Here is a 17,814-nt window from a genome sequence, read left to right as displayed (position 1 = left end):
GAAAACACCGCGCGAAATCAATTCGTCCATCATCATTGGGCCTTTAACACACAAAGACCCCAATCCTGCCTTTTTGTTGCAGGATTGGGGTCTTTTTTAGTTAACCTTTACTTTTTTCTTCTCTTGTTTGCTTCTCAGTTGGCCGCAAGCCGCATCAATATCTGTGCCGTGCTCTAAGCGGACGCCGCAATTGATGCCCTTTTTCTTCAATGTGTCGAAAAACTGGGAAATGGCCTCAGGTTCGCTGCGTTGGTATTGGCTATGCTCATCGACTGGATTGTACGGAATCAAGTTCACATAGGAAAGGTGGCGTTTATCACCAATTAGCTCAGCTAACTGCAATGCCTCTTCTTTATGATCGTTGACATCCTTGATTAAAATGTATTCATAGGTCACACGGCGGTTTGTTTTTTCTATATAGTAGTTGATCGAATCCATTAATTTTTCAATCGGAAACGCTTTGTTGATTTTCATAATCCGTGACCTAAGCTCATTGTTTGGAGCATGCAAAGACACAGCTAAGTTGACTTGCAGTTTCAAGTCGGCAAACTCATAAATTTTGTGGGCTAGGCCGCTCGTTGATACGGTAATATGCCTTGCTCCAATCGCCAACCCTTTATGATCTTTAATGATCTCAAGAAAATCGACTGTATTCTGGAAGTTGTCAAATGGTTCGCCAATGCCCATTACGACAACGTGGCTCACGCGCTCTTCTTTTCCTACTTGATCCAAATGGAACTGGACTTTCATAATCTGCTCGACAATTTCACCGCTGGACAAATCGCGGTTTTTAGTCAATAAGCCGCTCGCGCAAAAGCTACAGCCAATGTTGCAGCCGACCTGTGTGGTGACGCAAACGGAAAAGCCATACTTGTGGCGCATGAGCACCGTCTCAATTAAATTGCCATCTTGAAGGCGGAAAAGAAATTTAATCGTACCGTCCTTTGACTCTTGCCGTACATGTTCGCTCATTGTCTCAATCGCAAAATGGTCTTCCAAGAGCTGGAGACAGTCTTTATTGACGTTGGTCATTTCTGCAAACGTCGTCACCCGTTTGCGATAAAGCCAGTCCCACACTTGCGTGGCACGGAACTTTTTATGGCCACGCTCCATCAGCCAGTCAGTCAACTGAGCCATTGTAAGGCCGTAAATCGATTCCTTTGACATGTTTTTACCCTCATTTCGTTCGTTGCATGCTTATTCGAAGTTCGCCTCATGACACGGCAAACGGATAGTCGTATTCTCAAACCCTAATTATAGCATAGAACACGAGAGAAAGAAAATTTGTTTTTAGGTTCACTTTTCTGGTTCAGGAAGGAGAAACTTACAGATGGTGGCCGCCACCAGCAACGCAATGGAAATATAAATCGCATACTGATAATGACCGTATTCCGAATAGAGCCAACCTGGCAAGTACGCTCCTAGAGCAGAACCAATTTGGTGACTTAAAAACAGCCATCCAAGAATAAAGCCGACTGAATAACGTTTAAAATACTGTGTGATTAACATTTGCGTAGGCGCGACCGTGGCAAAGCTGACCAACCCATAGATCATCGCAAATAGAAACAATAAGGCAGGGTTATGGCTATTTAATAAAATGAACAACGCGACCGCTCTCGTCAAATACAACAACAGCAAAAACTTTCGGCTGCTAAAGCGGTCCGCGACAACACCTGACGCTAAAATGCCAATGACATTAAATGCTGCTAAAATGCTGACCGCGGTGCCGGCAACTTGGGTGGAAAACCCATGGTTATGGGAAAAAGGAATTAAATGTGTATCCATTAACCCCGTAGTCGTAAAGCCACAAATGGCAAATGGCAGCAAGACAAGCCAAAATTCACGCTTAACGATGACTTGCTTAAAAGAAATGTCTGCTCTTTTGCCTTCTTGGCTAATTTCTGCCTCTTCTTGCCTTTCTCCGCCAACCGGCGCCAATCCTTTTTCACGGGGGTGGTTCCGCAAAAATAACATGATGATTGGAAAGACGACGACGATTAAAAACAAGCCAAGTATAACAACCGTCATCCGCCAATCAGACCAATGGATTAATGACAAAGAGACGGGCACAAGAACCATTTGCCCGGCGCCAAAGCCTGTCTCCATAATCCCAAATGCCAACCCTCGCTTTTCGTTAAACCAGTTCGTAATCACAACCGTTGCCGCAACATTGGAGGCACCACCGACACCAAGTGAAACGAACAAGCAATACAAGACAAACAGTTGCCAAGGTTGGTGAACAAAAGCGGTTAAACAAATGCTGATGCCGACAATGAGCGTGCTGAATGAGAGAACAAGGCGTGCTCCCCATTTGTCTACTAGCTTCCCAATAAGAGGTTGGGAAACGCCGTATACAACGAAACTCAATGTCGATATAAGCGATGTTGTCCCCCGATCAAGGGCAAAGTCTTTTTCCCACGGTTCCACAAAAGCGCCAAATGAAAGGCGTAATCCTTGAACTGCCAGAAATGTCAAAAAGATAATGATGACAATCATCCATGCGTAATGAACCTTTCTGTTCATCTTCTCCCCACCTACCTCCGATTCCATCCTACTCTCATTTGAAAGCACAAACGATTTTGGCTATTTTGCCTGCCTATCCTCTTTATCTCTCCTTGAGCCATTGCACGCAAAGAAAACGCAACTGGCTGCAAACAGCCTGATACGCTCTCCAAAAATTGCATGTGTAGTCGGCGTTAATCCAGTAGCTTACTTATAAAAAAGACGGCCAAAAACAAGCTGGCCGGAGACTGAAGACAAACATTTACATACGTTGTTGTTTGCCTCGCTTATCTGTTTATGAATACACGTCCTGTCCCATCTACGCTTTCCATGAAACGTTTTCTATTCTATCAGCTAGCAACCGGTTTTTCACTTAACGATGTCACAAATTATTTATGTTCGATAATGCTATCTGATTGTTTCATCATTCTATTAAATCAACTATTGGGACAGCTTGTAAAGAACATTTTTATACTTCTTTAAAATGACGTACGGATTTCGGCAGGAATATCTTCTAGCTGGACTTCTTCCCAGCTATCGACAAACGCTTTTTTTGTCTTCAACCGCAAAAACGCCCCTTTCCGCAAGTTTTTGTTTGCTTTAAATTCGACTGTCCTCTCTTGGCCTTGTTCGTCAACCCCCTGTATTTCATACACGTAGTCACCCAATTCATTTTTAGTGCCGTCTTCATCTATTTCTACGTACACATCTGTTACTGCTACAAATGGATTTACTTTCAACACGACCACATTGTCCTTAAACAAAAGCCAGCCAGCAATGATTAGAATGGCTCCTATACTGAAGGCGATAGCTAGTTTGCGTTTCAATGGACTCACTCTCTTTCTTTTTTATTCAATTGTCTCTTTTCTCTCTTTAGAGAACCATTGATCTGCCTTACAATTCGCGGCACCTCACTTACAATTTTGTCACCATCTATATAAATAGCAAAAAGCCTTCCTAGGATAGGAAAGCTCTTTTAAATGAGGCAAGACGCTTAAAATGCAGCATACGACGCTTTTTAAACGCTGTAGTTTTTTTGTAATGATTAACAAAACACGGTGGCATCTTAGAATGACTTTAAGTACTCTTAAGATCAGAGGTCTAGTTTTTAGCCAAGATTGAGTATACTGTTTTCACAAGCAGCAATTTTTTCTTGGCTAAAACAAAAAATAAGAAAAAATTTTTTTTACTGAGATCAATAGCCCTTTAAAATAGCAAAAAGCCTTCCTCGAATAAGGAAAGCTGCTTTAATGGACCAGACGGTGCTTGCGAAAGGCGGCAAAAAACCAGATCACATTTACAATTATCGACAACAGGCTACAAGCTGCTGCTGCGACTCCAGCCGCCGTGAAAAATGTCGAGATAAGAAGGAGCACGACTATAATGAAATGAATAAATATCCCAAAGCCTGATAGAATCGCCAAGATCGCTTTTGAAAACGGCAGTCCTATTCGATACAATCCAAGGGGAACGATGTACATTCCAGCAATCATGGCTACAGCAAGCCACATGCCAATACTGTTAAACTCATTTGCTGCATTCCCATACTCTGCTAATGGCGTGAGCGATAGGAGTATCACTTGCACACAAAACAGCAACATCGACAACAACGCCCATCTTGTCACACTACGCTTTTCCATGTCTTCCCCTCTCTTCCTCTTCCAGCTTACAACGAAAACAGCTTTCGTTCATCCGTCTGCAGTCGGAGAAAGGAGTTCCTTGAACAAGCAAAAAAAGCCAACAAAAGCGTTTCACCCTTGTTGGCAATAATAGCTGGTAGCGAGATGTTATTTTCAAACTTGCCTTGCATTGCAAGTAGACGTGTTTCCAAACTCAAGAGATGACTTAATGACGATTGTGCGTTTCTAAGTAGATTCGCTTTTCAACAAACGAACGCCAATGTTTCACCGAAAAGACTATCGGCACTCTCCAAGCAACTTCCATACGCCCCATTCTCCTGTTGTTCCTGGTTCTTCTCCTGTCGTCCACCATTTCGCCTCATATAAATGTCCTTTATGCTGGACTTGGTCTCCGCCTGTGTAGACGGCCGTCTGTTCCCAGTTAGGAGCAGCACATGCCTCACCGCCATTTTCTGCTTTCGTCGTCACGCTTAAAGCTTGTCCGGTGTGCCGGCTGCCATCTTCATATTCAGCAGAAACAGTAAATGTATACGCCGTGCTTGGTTTCAGGTTGGTAATCGTTAGAGACGTTTCGTCTGTCACTTGTTCCTCTGTGCCGTATTGAACGATATACCGTGTCGCTGCTTCGTTTAACGGTTCCCACGAAAGGGTGATGGATGTGGATGTAACGTCCACGGCGCGAATATCGCGAGGCGCCAATGATGGTTCTTCAGGATGTTGCCCTTTTCCCGGCTTAAAGTCCAGTTGCTCCGCTAATGCTGTAAGCAATGTTCCATTTCGGTCCCCGCTTACCTCCCAAAACATCGAACCTGCGAGATGGTTGTCTTTTATAAAATCGGTCTTATGCTGGAAGGATTCTACATCATCGTACGTAATAAAGCCACCGTTTGCTGCATTGTACAAGAAAGGAACTTTCGCAACATCGTTCCAATAGCGTTGATAGCCATTTTTGTTTACATAATTGTCCTCAAGGTCTGAGAAGTCAAATATGCCATTTTCCCACGTTCCTTCTTGAGGGGGAGAGCAATGTTGATACTCGCCATAATTTGCTTCTTCGCAGTTCATCCAGCCTCTCCCATAAAAAGGCATCCCTAATACAAGTTTATTTCCAGGTACTCCCGCCTGTAAATGGCCCTCGACAGCGCTTTCAACATTAAATTGCTCAGGTGTTGGAAGCTCTGAATCAGCTGTAGCAGGATCAAAGTAGAGTGGGGCGTTGTGGCCGCTCGTATTTTGCCAACCGCCGTTAAAATCATAGGTCATAATGTTGATCCAATCGACCACTTCAGCAATTTCGGCTAGCTTGTTATTTTCTACATATTCAGAACTGGCTCCCGAGGCAATTGTCACTAAGTACTCTTTCCCGTCCTCTTGGCCTGCCTCGTTTAATTTGTTGCGTACTTCTTGCAAGAGTAAAAGATGATTCTCCTTATCTTCAGGACGGCGGCTATTGCCTGGAAGCCCTCCGCTTACTGGGTATTCCCAATCAATATCGACGCCGTCAAACCCGTATTGACGGACAAAATCAACCGCCGAATTTGCAAAGTTTTCTCGTGTTTCCTTTGTTGCGGCGACGTCAGAAAAACGGTTCGACCATGACCATCCGCCAACAGAGATCAACGTTTTTAAATGGGGATGCTCTTCTTTCAGTTTTTGCAACTGCTTAAAGTTTCCCCGTATTGGCTCGTCCCATGTATCGCCTGGGTTCGACTTTTGTGCATCGATCCAAGGATCGCCCATAACAATTGACCCGTTCGGTACATCGATGACGCCATTTTCATCTTGACATGACCAAGTTTGCGGGTTTGGACTCGCAGGGTCTGGATTGCCATGCCTGCCATCCCAGCAAATGTTGGCAAATGCGTAATTAATGTGACTTACTTTCGAAGCATCGATCTCCCAAACTTGAAAATCGCGTCCATAGGCGCCCCAAGATGGATAATAAGCGACAATTTTGTAAGGGTCGTCATCTGACTTTGTTGCAGCATTTACTTGTCCGCCTCCATCAGATACAAATAGCAAGATGACAACAAATAGAGGTGTGAGCAGTTTTCTCAATCGTTTCCAGTCCATTCGTACTCCCCCCAGTCCATTTATTAAGTAGCATCAACTCAAAATTGTTACTACTAATTCGATCATAAAGGTAATGACAATAACAATCAATGTCATTATTATAATTTTCGAAAAATAGTTCTTTTTATCTATATTGGACTTGTAAATTCATTGGTTTTGCTAGTTTCATACAATCGTTTTTCTATTTCATTATCTGATTTTTAGCTGTTACTACCTTTTAGACGTCCGCAAATACATATTCATTAGAAAATGTTATAATAACTGTTGACATAAAACGTCTTAGTCGTACCAACTGAAAGGAGTAACAACATTGAACGTGAATAAAAAAGGCACTGACCAGTCGCTCCATGCTTTCGTTAAACAAGAGTTAGTTACCGCCATTCAACAAGGAGTTTATCCCGTTAAATCCCAGCTGCCAACTGAGGCAGAACTGTGCAAGATGTATGATGTTAGCCGAACGACGATCCGAAATGCACTACAACAACTTGTCATCGATGGGTATGTAGAACGTATCCAAGGGCGGGGCACCTTTGTCGCCAGCAGAAGGGTGAAGCAAACGTTGTCTGCAACGCAAGGGAATTATCGAGAGCAATTGCAATTGCAAGGAAAAAAACCAAAAATACAAGTGATTGATTTGAAAGTCGTTCCTTCTGATGAATTTTTGTCTGCCATGCTTGAAATCGAGGAAAATGAGCCGATCCACCGCCTAGAACGAATTCGTTATGCAGATGATGCCCCCTTGCAATACGAAATCGCTTATTTGCCTTGGCGCAAGACGACTTGGCTCACGAAAGAAGGGGGAGAACACTCACTCTATCAATTACTGCAAAGCCAGCCGGACCTCTCGCTTCACCAGACAAAAGAACATTTGCATATCGCCCTCGCAGATGAAGAAGTAGCCGCAAAGCTAAGGATTTCAGTTGGCGACCCTTGCATACAAATTGAAACACACGCTTATTTAGCGGATGAGTCTAAAATCGAATATTCAATCGCGTATTTCCATGGAGAAAAAGCTAGTTTTACGATTGAACGAAATTATCAAAAACCGACTAAGACTGGTTAAGTCTGAGTCGGTTTGTTTTTTTTGAGCATGTGTCCTACCGTTTGTTTTACTTGTGTCAAAACTCTAAGCTCCCGGGCACGGTGGTCAACATAGGAAGAATATGTTCTTAACGTTTCATCTATGTATGCTGGGTGGCACATCACTTCAATGGTGCCATCATACCCTTTGTATTGTTGGGATAGTTCAGCAAAATAGTCCTCGTTTACGCCTTCTTTATAAAAGTTTGTATCGAGTAGATCAGACCAGAAGCGCAGGCCAGCAGGTGCTTGTTTAAATCCGGTCCTTACAGGCAGGTCATACGTTTGTGCGAGGTGCTTGATTATTGGGATGACAGGCTCCCACGTATGGATGTGGTGGTGGCTGTCAAGGTGCGAAGGCGTGATCCCTCTTGTATAAAATTGTTGAATTTGTGCATTCCACTCCTTCTCTACTTCCTCCACGTTGATCTCATCTGTTGCTTGCCGAAATTGACTAGTAAGACGAAACTCGCCTTGTTGGTTGATTAATGTAGGGCAGTCGGACGTTAATGGCGCCCCGCAAGTCAACGTTAAATGAACACCCACTTGCAAATCAGGATAACGATCCATTAATTGAAAGGCATGGTCTGTTGCAGGCATGTTTGTAAGCATAGTCGTTGATGTGACGATACCTAGTTCATGGGCGTCCACGATCCCGTAATTGACACCGCGGGATAGTCCAAAATCATCTGCATTTACAATCAGCTTCACGGTATGATCCTCCTCTTACTCCTTGCTTTTTCCTTCTCTATCATACCACAAAATTGTAATCTCGTATAAAAACAATGCCAAAATAGGTAGTTACAAATTTAAGTTGATTAGTAATTACAAATGTGATATATATGGTTTAGAGGAAGCGCTTCCTCTGCAATCAAGGGAGGAGAAAACATGTCACTTAAAGTCGTTATCATCGGCGGTGGGTCGAGTTACACCCCTGAAATTATTGAAGGATTTATTGAACGGTATGAACGAGTGCCCATTAGTGAAATCGTTCTTGTCGATATTGAGGCTGGCGCAAAAAAATTAGCGATTGTTGAAGCGCTATCAAAACGAATGATCGAAAAATCAGGCTATCCCATCCACGTACGCAGCTCATTTAACCGGCAACACGCTTTAGAGAACGCTGACTTTGTTACAACGCAAATACGAGTAGGCGGGTTGGAGGCAAGAGAAAAGGACGAACGAATTCCATTAGAGCATGGGCTAGTCGGCCAAGAAACGAATGGCGCAGGTGGCATATTTAAAGCGTTTCGCACGATTCCCGTTTTGCTTGAGATTGCCGATGACATTCATAGGATTTGCCCGCAAGCGTGGATGATTAATTTTACCAACCCAGCAGGCATCGTGACGGAGGCGTTGCTCCACCATAGCCTCCATAAAAAAGTAATCGGCGTATGCAACATTCCATTCAATATGAAAACTGGAATTGCAGAGATGTTCTCCTGCCCTGTAGAGCAAGTGGAGATCGAGTTTATGGGGATGAATCATTTTGTCTTTGGAAAGCGTGTCTTTATTCGCGGCGAAGACCGCACCAACGAAGCATTAGCAAAACTCACGGCGGACAATGTCCATTACTCTCCTGCAAATATTGTCTCTCTTGGATGGTCTAAGGAGTTTGTTCGGGCACTACAACTTCTTCCAAACCCGTATCATATGTATTATTTCCAAACGGAGGATGTGCTGAAAAGGGATCTTGCAGCGTTTAAAGAGCATGGGACACGAGCGCAAATCGTCAAGCAAGTTGAAGAATCACTTTTTGTTACTTATGAAAATCCAGCATTAGCTGAAAAGCCAAAAGAACTGGAACAGCGTGGCGGGGCTTATTACAGCGAAGCGGCGTGCAATTTAGTAGAAAGTCTTTATACGAATAAACAAGATATTCAAACAGTGAATACACGTAATAACGGTAGTATCCGAGATTTGCCTGATGATGCAGTCGTTGAAATCAATGCTGTCATTACGAAAGAAGGCCCTAGGCCTCTTGCTGTAGGGAACATCCCTCTACAAGTCAAAGGAATCATCTCGCAAATGAAAGCGTTCGAACAGCTCGTCATTAAAGCTGCATTGTCCGGCGATTATGACGATGCGTACAATGCACTTGTTATGAACCCACTCGTTGCCGACGAGAAAAAAGCCACGGCCATTTTAGACAAACTGCTTGAAGCCCATAAAGACCACTTACCACAATTTTATCGTAAAGGAGTTGTTAGCCAATGAATCCAGTGATGCAGTGGATGGAGAAACATTTTATTCCGATCGCGGGACGGATCGGTTCACAACGTCACTTAGTTGCGATTCGCGACGGTTTTGTCGCGATCATGCCGTTAATCATTATTGGCTCATTTGCTGTCTTGATTAACAATTTGCCCATTGCGTTTTTCCAAAACTTTATGGCCGATCTGTTCGGCGAAAGCTGGACAACGCTTGGCGGCAACATCTGGGATGGGTCGTTTGCGATCCTTTCATTGCTTGTTGTCGCAGGAATTAGTTACAATTTAGCTAAGTCTTATGATGTCGATGCTCTGTCTGCTGCACTTCTTGCTGTTGGCTGCTATATCATTCTGACGCCAACGACCGATGATTGGGGCCTTTCCTATGCCTGGACGGGAGCGCAAGGTCTGTTTGTCGGTGTATTAACGGCTGTTCTTGTAACGGAACTTTTCAGGCTTTTGTATCACTCAAAATTCACCATTAACATGCCTGAAGGCGTCCCGACTGGCGTTGTTAAATCCTTCCGGGCCCTTATACCAGCTGCTGTCACTCTCATTGTCGTCTCCAGCCTGCAAATGTTGATTACAGCGCTAACAGACGGCAGCATTCACGAACTCGTCTTTGCCGTCATTCAACAACCATTGCAAGCATTAGGAAATACGCTACCTGCCGCATTTATTATTACCTTTTTGAATCAACTGCTTTGGTTCTTCGGTTTGCACGGCACGAACATCTTAGGACCCATCATCGATTCGATCTACCTTCCTTTGCTCGAAGAGAACATTCGTCTATTTGCAGAAGGCACTAGTGCATCCGATGTCCCTTACATTGTAACGAAACCATTTTTAGATGCCTATGTGTTTATGGGCGGATCAGGTACGACACTTGCCTTAATAGCCGCTATCTTTCTTGTAAACGCGTCCAAACATTATCGAACGATTGGGAAATTATCAGCGCCAGCAGGGGTGTTTAATATTAATGAGCCCGTCCTATTCGGCTTGCCTGTCGTGCTAAATCCCGTGATGCTCATCCCATTTTTAACGGTTCCCGTACTTTTAACACTCACGTCCTATCTCGCTATTGCCAGCGGACTTGTGCCAAGGACTGTTGCGCTTGTCCCGTGGACGACGCCGCCATTCATTAGCGGCTATTTGGTGACAGGTGGGTCATTTGCTGGCGTTGTGCTCCAGCTTTTTAACATCACACTTGCGACTATTTTTTATATTCCATTTATAAAAGCAGCAATGAGAGCCGAACAAAAGAATTTTGATGACAAAGGAGATACTGGCGATGACGGCACAACAAAAGCCTCTTGAGGAAATTTCGTTTCAAATCATCCTTCATTCAGGAAACGCCCGTTCATTTGCGATGGAGGGAGTCCAGCTAGCGAAAAAAGGAGAATTTGCAGCAGCGCACGAACGTCTCGAACAAGCAGACAACGAATTCTACCAAGCCCACCATGCACAAACGAATTTGCTGCAAAGCGAGGCTAGAGGCGATCAAGTTGCCCCTTCTCTTTTGTTAATCCACGCCCAAGACCATTTAATGACATCAATGACAACGAAAGAGCTTTGCTTGGAAATCATTGAACTACACGAAAAATTTGCTGAGGAGCGTCGTTAATATGAATATTTTACTCGTTTGCTCTGCTGGAATGTCAACAAGCATGCTTGTTGATAGAATGAAAAAAGCAGCTGAAGAATTAGAAGTACACGCCACAATTACGGCAACGGCTGAAGCAGGGTTGGCTAATGAGCTAGACACGACAAACGTCATTTTAATTGGACCGCAAGTACGCTATTTGGAAAACAAAATTACCAAAAAGGCAGAACCCCATGGCATTAAAGTCGCTGTTATCGATTCAATTGCTTATGGGACGATGGATGGAAAAAAAGTGCTGCAACAAGCATTGGCTTTATGAACGTTGCCGACACCATCATCGAGCGCGTTTGTTTAACCACGACGCCAAACCGAGTAAAGTCTAAATCGAACAGGGAAAGGAACGTTTAGCGAAAGTCAGGCTTGCCACGGATAAAGGTGGCAAGTTTTATTTTCACCCCGTTAGGAACTGGCGTTTACTTTTGCAAAGCCCGGTTGGTTTCTACTAAAAAGGAACCAATCGGTTTATCATTGACTACATAATCGGCGATTGTATCTAATGGGGTAAAATCGTGGTTTACAATGATGAGCTTTGCCCCGTGTTCTTTCGCTATTCTTGGAAAAAGATTAGCTGGTGATACAACTAGGGACGAACCTAGCACGATGAAAACATCTGCCTCTATCGAATGCTGCTCCGCTAAAGCAAGTATGTTTGAATCGAGCGGTTCTCCGAATAAGACAACAGACGGACGAATAAACCCACCGCAGGAACAGCTTGGTTGGTTATTCATGTAGCGGTCAACGTCGTAGTGTTGACCGCATTGAATGCAGTATAGCTTTTGAATCGATCCATGGAGTGGGAGTACCCTCTGATTTCCCGCTCGTTCGTGTAGGCCGTCTGTATTTTGGGTAATGATCGCGGTGACCGATAGCTGCTGTTCCCATGTGGCCAACACATCGTAGCCTTTATGAGGTTGTACATGCTGAAGTTGCTCCATGCGCCGCCGATAAAAGTCAACAAACGCTTCGCGATTATCGTTCATTGCTTGTAAACTCGCCAATGCCTCTGGGTTGTTCCCTTTCCACAAACCTCGGCTCGAGCGAAAATCAGGGACACCGCTTTCTGTACTCATACCTGCTCCGGTGAAGACGACAATTCTCTGCGCTTGGCGTAACGATGTTGTGAACAAGTGACCACCTCCATACTGAGAATGTTCATCGTCTCCATAGGTTGTCCTACCCTTTTATTCAGACCAAAGATTGTTGGTCAAACACTGGCTTTTTGTTTTTCCATGAATTGCTCCATGTATGTAATCACTTGATCTAAAGGAACCGAAATTCCTTGGGCTGGAATGTTGATTGGCGCTTCAAATCCTTGATTCATACGCATCGCCATTTGTTTAAACCCTTTTTGTTTGGCTAACACACGATCTATGTCTTTCGGAACAATACCGAGAAAATGTTGCCCTAATACAGAGTAAATGAAGTACCGATCTACTTCCTCCCAGCGAATAAGCCCTGCCCCGGCCGCTGATGCATTGTCTATAATCCCTTCTTGGTTAATGTGCAACGAAGGCTTTGGCTTCAATACACGGTATAAAAGATAGATAAAGCAAAGACCAAAAAAGACAATGGCTACAGGCGCGACAATCGGAAAAAGCGTCTCAAAGATTCCCGCGCTTCCTTGTACCAAACTTTCCTGGTTCATCGCCAAAACAGCCGTCAATGCCGTAAGCAGAAAGGCAAGTGTACATAATAAGGCCAATTTAACCGGATTCGGATAAATAATGACTTGATTCTCTTCGACTATTACTTTCTTAGACATACTCCACTTCTCCCTTTTTTGAAAGATCAATCGCTCGAACGAGCAATGTTGGCCAACGCTTCATTTCTTGACCCGTCAAGGTAGCGATTCGGCCATTTTTATTTTATCCCATTGTTTGCCAACATGGAAGAGCTTCAATTGTATAGTTTTTAACGAAAGGGGCATGTTTCCCTTTCCTTCTCCCCCATAGGACTCGTCGCCCCCCTCACCATAGACTGAGCGAACGTTTGATGATAAGATGACAGCGAACAACGCGTATAAAAGGAGCACACGTTAAGTGGATCGATTGGAAAAATACCAGACTGGCATTTTGTTTATTGCGGTCATTGTTGGCGTCTGCCTCGGCCAGATCGCCCCTATTGCCCAAAGCGCAGAAATGCTTATTCTTCCGTTCTTACTGTTAATGTTATATGGTCTTTTTTTAAACATTCCGTTAAAACAAATAAAGCAGTCCTTCCAACATAAGCGCTTTTTTTGGGCAAGCCTCCTTCTTAATTTTGTCTGGACGCCACTTCTCGCTTGGGGGCTTGGAGCCGTCTTTCTCAACGATCATCCAGCTTTATGGCTCGGTTTTATTTTATTGTTGGTCACACCTTGCACGGACTGGTACCTCGTTTTTACAGCTATGGCCAAAGGAAATGTTCCGCTAGCTGCTTCGTTATTGCCTGTTAACTTGCTTTTGCAGTTGCTGCTTTTGCCGCTCTATTTGCTACTTTTTGGCGGAACTACAGAGCTGCCTTCCCTTCAGTCAGCTGCCCAAGGCGCAATGGGCGTTTTGGTGATTCCGTTTGCATTGGCTTATGGGACAAGGGGAGTATTAAAAAAACGAAAACGATTTTTAGAACAAAAACTTGCTCCGTTCTTTTCTTCCGCCCAGCTGCTCTTTCTGGCATTGGCGGTTATGGCATTGTTTGCTTCTCAAAGCCAGAGTCTATTTCAGCACGCTTCGCACTTATTAAGCTTGCTGCTGCCGATTTTTCTTTTCTTTATCATTAACTTTTGCATAGCCCTAGCAACTGGAAAATGGCTTTCATTCTCTTATAAGGACACAGCTAGCCTACAGCTCACTGTTCTGGCCCGCAATTCGCCACTTGCTCTAGCTGTAGTCGTTTCCGCTTTTCCTGGTGAACCTTTCATTGCCCTTGCCCTCGTCATTGGCCCTTTGCTTGAGTTGCCGATCCTTGCGCTCGTAGCCTATGCGTTGTTGTATATAAAGAAGCGGACCCATGTTTTCATCTAAGCGTAGCTCTTATGGCAGCATTCTAAGATGAGTTCGTCCCCCTGCTAGCATGCAGCGTTTCATGCCTGCTGCTTTTTCCACGTTACAAAGCCTACCGACTTTTTACGAGATCGATAGGCCTTGTTTTTTATTTGGTTGGCATTGATTCTAGTTCGACAAGCGTTAACCAGTTTGCAGCGCCTTTTCGACCAAAAACACTATGTGCCGTTGACCAATATACCAATCCGTCCCATGTCGCCAAGAAATATCGGTCCAACGGAAAACATATATGCATCACTGCAGTTTTTTATCCGCTGACTGCGCCGCCGAATACCGTAGCCCCGTGCTGAACAAAACAAACACGGCAATGATGGCGATAAGTACGCCGAGTACCCCGAACCAAGTAATGGATGCCAAAGAAATACGGTTAACGATCAGCCCACCCATTCCTGCGCCAACAGCCATGGAAAGCTGCATCATGGAACTGTTCAAGCTCAACATTACTCCTGAGGATTCAGGAACAAGCGAGACCAGGTTAAATTGCTGCGCAGGTGCGGATGACCAGGCGGCAAAAGACCAGAGGATCAAAATGGCAAATACGGCGATGACCGATTGCCCGACTAAGGCTAGCAAAAGCAACGAAATGACGTGAAGCACCATCCCTGAAATAAGCGTGAATTTGATGCCACGTTTATCCGTACTGTAGCCACCGACTTTTGAACCAATTAAACTGGCAATGCCGAACACAAACAGAGCTGCACTTATCAATGATTCATTTATATGAGTCACCTCTAGCAGAAAAGGGGTGATGTAAGTATAGGCGAGGGAATATCCTCCCAACCAGAAGAACGTAATCGCTAAAGCTACCAGAACCTGAGGTTTTTTTAACAAAGCAAATTGGTTGATTAGTGGAACAGGTTTGTCGCCCTTCATACGTGGAAAAACTGCAGCTATGACAAGCATGGAGATGGCCCCGACAATTGCGATGACCAAAAATATCGCTTTCCAGCCAAAAGCCGAGGCTACCATTCTGCCGAGCGGGACGCCGATGATGAGCGATGCGGTAATGCCCATAGTAACGTTAGCGATGGCGCTGGCCTGCTTGCCGGACGGAGCGATTTTGGCGGCGATGCTGAGCGCGTTAACGGTGACTACCCCGGCGCCTATTGCCGTAATGATTCTCGCGGCAATGAAAAGACCGAAGCCGGAAAATATATATGTCAGCAAATTTGCGGCAATAAAGAGACCTAGCGAATAAAGAAGGAGCTTGCGCCGGTCCATCTTGGCCGTCAGCGCCATCAATATAGGTGTAACGACCGCATAGGCCAGGGAATAAACCGTAATAAGCTGGCCTGCTGTCGCAACGCTTATTCCTAACGTCTCTGCGATCCGGTCTAATATCCCAGAAATGACGTAATTGGATGTTCCAACTAAAAAGCTAATCAAGGCTAGAACGTAAACTTTCCATGCGCTCTTCATCATTCACTCTCCCGATGTATTTTAAATAACCATTTTTCCAAATTACCCCTTAAACATTTTGTTAAAGAAAGGTGCATCATCGACTGCCGGCCTCATCGTCGGATGACCGGACTTCGCCGCCTTTTGCGCGGCAACAAGCATGAGTGGCACCGATACTAGCACGTTATGACTCTCCAATCTTCCAGTACCACAATGACAGCCGAAGCCTCAATCTCTTGTTTGTGAAACCAACATGTTTCCCTCCTCCTTTTGGAAAAGAAGTATTCTGAATTCGTATCTATACAACATTTGTTGTTTGAACAACATTCGTTGTATTCATATGTTATAATTCCACCCAGATGGTGAGCAATCATCAATAGCCATGAACCGTTGTATAAACAACACCCTTTCTATAATGTCGTTTTATTGGGGGAGATTTTAACAATGACAACTAAAAAGAATGAAGCTGATCCTCGTGTGATACGTACACGGCGACTTCTTCAAGACGCTTTTGCTTCATTAATTCAAGAAAAAGATTTTGAATCGATCACCGTTAAAGATATAGCAGAGCGGGCTACTGTTAACAGAGCAACGTTTTATGCGCACTTCATAGATAAATTCGAAATTCTTGAGGCTAGACTAATGGAATCATTTATGACAATCATAAATCGTAGAATTTGCGGTCACGAAGTATTAAATGAAGAAACCATCCAGAGCATCTTTCTGGGTGTATGCGATTTTCACAAGGATCTAAGCGCTATGTGCAAAAGAAGGAATGCATCGCTCGGAGCTGTATTTGAAACTCAAATAAAGGAAAAAATCCAAACGATACTTCTTTCCTTTATAGACAAAGACAAGATGCTATCAAGTTCAAACGCGCAATTCTTAATCAATACAGCTTCTATTATGTTAAGTTGGGGGATGTATGGATTGGCTTACGTTTGGAACAAGGAGGGGCGTCAAATAAGTGCGGAATCATTCGTTAAACAAAGTATGCCCTTAGTAATGAATGGAGCCAAAGCACTGCTGGAATAGGTCCTGTCGCTATTGCTGTGGAAGAAACAAGATGCATACAAAAAAGACCCACTCCCACGCGAAGTGATCGTGCCCACCATATGATTTATAAACACAGGTATAGTATGATAGATTGGCTGCTACCTCTTTCTTGTTTAGCTAAAATCGATCATACTGAAATAGAAACGAAGAACACACATATACTTGCATGAGAGAATGATGAAGCGGAGTGGTCTGAATGAAACTGATTATAGGAATGACAGGGGCTACAGGGGCCATTTTTGGCATACGTTTGCTCCAGCAACTACAAAAAACAGAAGTGGAGTCCCATTTGGTGATGTCGCCATGGGCTGCTGCTACGATCCAAGCCGAGACGTCTTTTACCGTAAAAGATGTTGAACGGCTTGCCGATTATACGTATTCGCCTAAAGATTTAGGCGCAGCGGTTTCAAGCGGCTCTTTTCAAGTCGATGGCATGATGATCGCCCCGTGCAGCATGAAGACGCTCGCTTCAATTCGGACAGGCCTCGCAGACAACCTGGTTACACGGGCCGCTGATGTGATGTTAAAAGAACGAAAACCGCTATTATTAATGACACGGGAAACGCCACTTAATGATATACATTTAGAAAACATGCTGGCTTTGTCGCGAATGGGGGCTCATATCGTCCCGCCAATGCCTGCTTTTTATAACCAGCCGCAAACGATTGATGATCTTGTTGACCATATCGTTTACCGCGCTCTTGACCAATTTGGCATACACTTGCCTGAAGCAAAACGCTGGCAAGGATTAAAAGCAGAGCGCCGCGATCCTGGTTTTTAGGTGAACTACATGTAAAAGAGGTTGTCCCAAAAGCCTTTAAAATGAAGAAGGGGAGTCGAGATCTGACTTGATCTCGACTCCCCTTTATTTGGATGGATCGGTATTTCGGTGAATGATGGCGGGCAAGGCCCGCCATTTTCTTCAGATTGAGGGCCAACCCCAGCCAACCAAGCTCCACCGTCACCTTTTCCAACCCGCGAAGGTGGAATCGTCGAAACCCGAGATTTTGTTTGGCATGCCCAAATACACTCTCGACGTCCGTTTTTCTTTGCGCGTAGAGTGTGGCTCCTCTTTCACTATGTAGTTTGGCCGCTTCTTTGGCTTTGAGCTCCTCGTAGACAGGGTTGTAATGAATTTGGCGAGGCCCCTT

17 protein-coding genes and 1 pseudogene are annotated in these 17,814 nt (G+C 44.3%); 8 read left to right on the top strand and 10 right to left on the bottom strand.

The features are described 5' to 3' along the window. Nucleotides 1-96: 96 nt before the first annotated feature. The 5 genes from rlmN to BUC05_RS18330 form a co-directional block, all read right to left on the bottom strand. Nucleotides 97-1,167: a dual-specificity RNA methyltransferase RlmN gene (gene rlmN / locus BUC05_RS18350; protein ID WP_011245505.1), complete on the bottom strand. Its 1,071-nt coding sequence runs from the start codon at nucleotides 1,165-1,167 to the stop codon at nucleotides 97-99. A 129-nt stretch (nucleotides 1,168-1,296) separates the two neighbouring features. Then, on the bottom strand, nucleotides 1,297-2,523 hold the full coding sequence (locus tag BUC05_RS18345) for an MFS transporter (RefSeq protein ID WP_011245504.1): 1,227 nt from the start codon (nucleotides 2,521-2,523) through the stop codon (nucleotides 1,297-1,299). A 458-nt stretch (nucleotides 2,524-2,981) separates the two neighbouring features. After that, complete coding sequence (locus BUC05_RS18340; protein ID WP_035205141.1) at nucleotides 2,982-3,329, bottom strand: YxeA family protein; 348 nt, start codon at nucleotides 3,327-3,329, stop codon at nucleotides 2,982-2,984. A 420-nt stretch (nucleotides 3,330-3,749) separates the two neighbouring features. After that, complete coding sequence (locus BUC05_RS18335; RefSeq protein WP_011245502.1) at nucleotides 3,750-4,142, bottom strand: DUF5391 family protein; 393 nt, start codon at nucleotides 4,140-4,142, stop codon at nucleotides 3,750-3,752. Nucleotides 4,143-4,418: 276 nt separating this feature from the next. Further along, the gene (locus BUC05_RS18330) at nucleotides 4,419-6,215 is read right to left on the bottom strand and encodes a glycosyl hydrolase family 18 protein (RefSeq protein WP_035205145.1); all 1,797 of its coding nucleotides are present in this window, start codon (nucleotides 6,213-6,215) and stop codon (nucleotides 4,419-4,421) included. 316 nt (nucleotides 6,216-6,531) lie between these two features. Here BUC05_RS18330 and BUC05_RS18325 point away from each other — a divergent pair, with 316 nt between their 5' ends. Beyond that, entirely contained in the window at nucleotides 6,532-7,278 is a 747-nt protein-coding gene (locus tag BUC05_RS18325; RefSeq protein WP_035205556.1) for a GntR family transcriptional regulator, read from the top strand. On the opposite strand, the gene chbG is transcribed toward BUC05_RS18325, so the two are convergent. Beyond that, nucleotides 7,275-8,006, bottom strand: coding sequence for a chitin disaccharide deacetylase (gene chbG / locus BUC05_RS18320; protein WP_035205147.1), 732 nt, complete (start codon nucleotides 8,004-8,006; stop codon nucleotides 7,275-7,277). The genes BUC05_RS18325 and chbG overlap by 4 nt on opposite strands. Before the next feature lie 177 nt (nucleotides 8,007-8,183). Between chbG and BUC05_RS18315 the strand changes: the two genes are divergently transcribed. The 4 genes from BUC05_RS18315 to BUC05_RS18300 are packed head-to-tail and all read left to right on the top strand — an operon-like array spanning nucleotide 8,184 to nucleotide 11,427. Further along, nucleotides 8,184-9,512 (top strand): 6-phospho-beta-glucosidase, encoded by a 1,329-nt coding sequence (locus BUC05_RS18315; RefSeq protein ID WP_011245498.1) that lies wholly within the window; start codon nucleotides 8,184-8,186, stop codon nucleotides 9,510-9,512. After that, nucleotides 9,509-10,822 carry a PTS cellobiose transporter subunit IIC gene (gene celB, locus BUC05_RS18310; RefSeq protein WP_035205149.1) on the top strand — a complete coding sequence of 438 codons (1,314 nt, stop codon included), beginning with the start codon at nucleotides 9,509-9,511 and terminating at the stop codon, nucleotides 10,820-10,822. The genes BUC05_RS18315 and celB overlap by 4 nt, the downstream gene beginning before the upstream one ends. Continuing rightward, nucleotides 10,797-11,129, top strand: a complete 333-nt coding sequence (locus tag BUC05_RS18305) for a PTS sugar transporter subunit IIA (RefSeq protein WP_035205152.1) — start codon at nucleotides 10,797-10,799, stop codon at nucleotides 11,127-11,129. The genes celB and BUC05_RS18305 overlap by 26 nt, the downstream gene beginning before the upstream one ends. A gap of 1 nt (nucleotide 11,130) precedes the next feature. Next, nucleotides 11,131-11,427, top strand: coding sequence for a PTS sugar transporter subunit IIB (locus BUC05_RS18300; RefSeq protein ID WP_011245495.1), 297 nt, complete (start codon nucleotides 11,131-11,133; stop codon nucleotides 11,425-11,427). A gap of 154 nt (nucleotides 11,428-11,581) precedes the next feature. Here BUC05_RS18300 and BUC05_RS18295 read toward each other — a convergent pair whose 3' ends face one another. Together BUC05_RS18295 and BUC05_RS18290 are read right to left on the bottom strand one after the other, a co-directional pair. Further along, entirely contained in the window at nucleotides 11,582-12,295 is a 714-nt protein-coding gene (locus BUC05_RS18295) for an NAD-dependent deacylase (protein ID WP_035205154.1), read from the bottom strand. A 77-nt stretch (nucleotides 12,296-12,372) separates the two neighbouring features. Continuing rightward, complete coding sequence (locus tag BUC05_RS18290) at nucleotides 12,373-12,930, bottom strand: STM3941 family protein (RefSeq protein ID WP_011245492.1); 558 nt, start codon at nucleotides 12,928-12,930, stop codon at nucleotides 12,373-12,375. A 277-nt stretch (nucleotides 12,931-13,207) separates the two neighbouring features. On the opposite strand from BUC05_RS18290, the gene BUC05_RS18285 reads away from it, so the two are divergent. Beyond that, the gene (locus BUC05_RS18285; RefSeq protein ID WP_073305680.1) at nucleotides 13,208-14,170 is read left to right on the top strand and encodes an arsenic resistance protein; all 963 of its coding nucleotides are present in this window, start codon (nucleotides 13,208-13,210) and stop codon (nucleotides 14,168-14,170) included. A 273-nt stretch (nucleotides 14,171-14,443) separates the two neighbouring features. Here the strand turns inward: BUC05_RS18285 and BUC05_RS18280 are convergent, their stop codons facing one another. Then, complete coding sequence (locus tag BUC05_RS18280; protein WP_073305677.1) at nucleotides 14,444-15,628, bottom strand: MFS transporter; 1,185 nt, start codon at nucleotides 15,626-15,628, stop codon at nucleotides 14,444-14,446. 423 nt (nucleotides 15,629-16,051) lie between these two features. On the opposite strand from BUC05_RS18280, the gene BUC05_RS18275 reads away from it, so the two are divergent. Beyond that, entirely contained in the window at nucleotides 16,052-16,642 is a 591-nt protein-coding gene (locus tag BUC05_RS18275; protein ID WP_035205163.1) for a TetR/AcrR family transcriptional regulator, read from the top strand. A 217-nt stretch (nucleotides 16,643-16,859) separates the two neighbouring features. Then, a complete protein-coding gene (locus BUC05_RS21815; RefSeq protein ID WP_035205166.1) occupies nucleotides 16,860-17,444 on the top strand; it encodes a non-oxidative hydroxyarylic acid decarboxylases subunit B in 585 nt (194 codons plus the stop codon). 129 nt (nucleotides 17,445-17,573) lie between these two features. On the opposite strand, the pseudogene BUC05_RS21810 reads toward BUC05_RS21815, so the two are convergent. Further along, nucleotides 17,574-17,814: pseudogene (locus BUC05_RS21810) on the bottom strand (transposase); the annotation flags it as partial.

Source organism: Shouchella rhizosphaerae (assembly GCF_900142675.1).
Lineage (GTDB): Bacteria > Bacillota > Bacilli > Bacillales > Bacillaceae_D > Shouchella > Shouchella rhizosphaerae.
This window is presented reverse-complemented; position numbering and strand designations above follow the sequence as displayed.

Coding starts and splice junctions, on each gene's coding strand:
- BUC05_RS18330 (WP_035205145.1), bottom strand. CDS start 6,215: ATGGACTGGAAACGATTGAGAAAACTGCTCACACCTCTATTTGTTGTC.
- celB (WP_035205149.1), top strand. CDS start 9,509: ATGAATCCAGTGATGCAGTGGATGGAGAAACATTTTATTCCGATCGCG.
- BUC05_RS21815 (WP_035205166.1), top strand. CDS start 16,860: ATGAAACTGATTATAGGAATGACAGGGGCTACAGGGGCCATTTTTGGC.
- BUC05_RS18275 (WP_035205163.1), top strand. CDS start 16,052: ATGACAACTAAAAAGAATGAAGCTGATCCTCGTGTGATACGTACACGG.
- rlmN (WP_011245505.1), bottom strand. CDS start 1,167: ATGTCAAAGGAATCGATTTACGGCCTTACAATGGCTCAGTTGACTGAC.
- BUC05_RS18335 (WP_011245502.1), bottom strand. CDS start 4,142: ATGGAAAAGCGTAGTGTGACAAGATGGGCGTTGTTGTCGATGTTGCTG.
- BUC05_RS18300 (WP_011245495.1), top strand. CDS start 11,131: ATGAATATTTTACTCGTTTGCTCTGCTGGAATGTCAACAAGCATGCTT.
- BUC05_RS18290 (WP_011245492.1), bottom strand. CDS start 12,930: ATGTCTAAGAAAGTAATAGTCGAAGAGAATCAAGTCATTATTTATCCG.
- BUC05_RS18280 (WP_073305677.1), bottom strand. CDS start 15,628: ATGAAGAGCGCATGGAAAGTTTACGTTCTAGCCTTGATTAGCTTTTTA.
- BUC05_RS18305 (WP_035205152.1), top strand. CDS start 10,797: ATGACGGCACAACAAAAGCCTCTTGAGGAAATTTCGTTTCAAATCATC.
- BUC05_RS18345 (WP_011245504.1), bottom strand. CDS start 2,523: ATGAACAGAAAGGTTCATTACGCATGGATGATTGTCATCATTATCTTT.
- BUC05_RS18315 (WP_011245498.1), top strand. CDS start 8,184: ATGTCACTTAAAGTCGTTATCATCGGCGGTGGGTCGAGTTACACCCCT.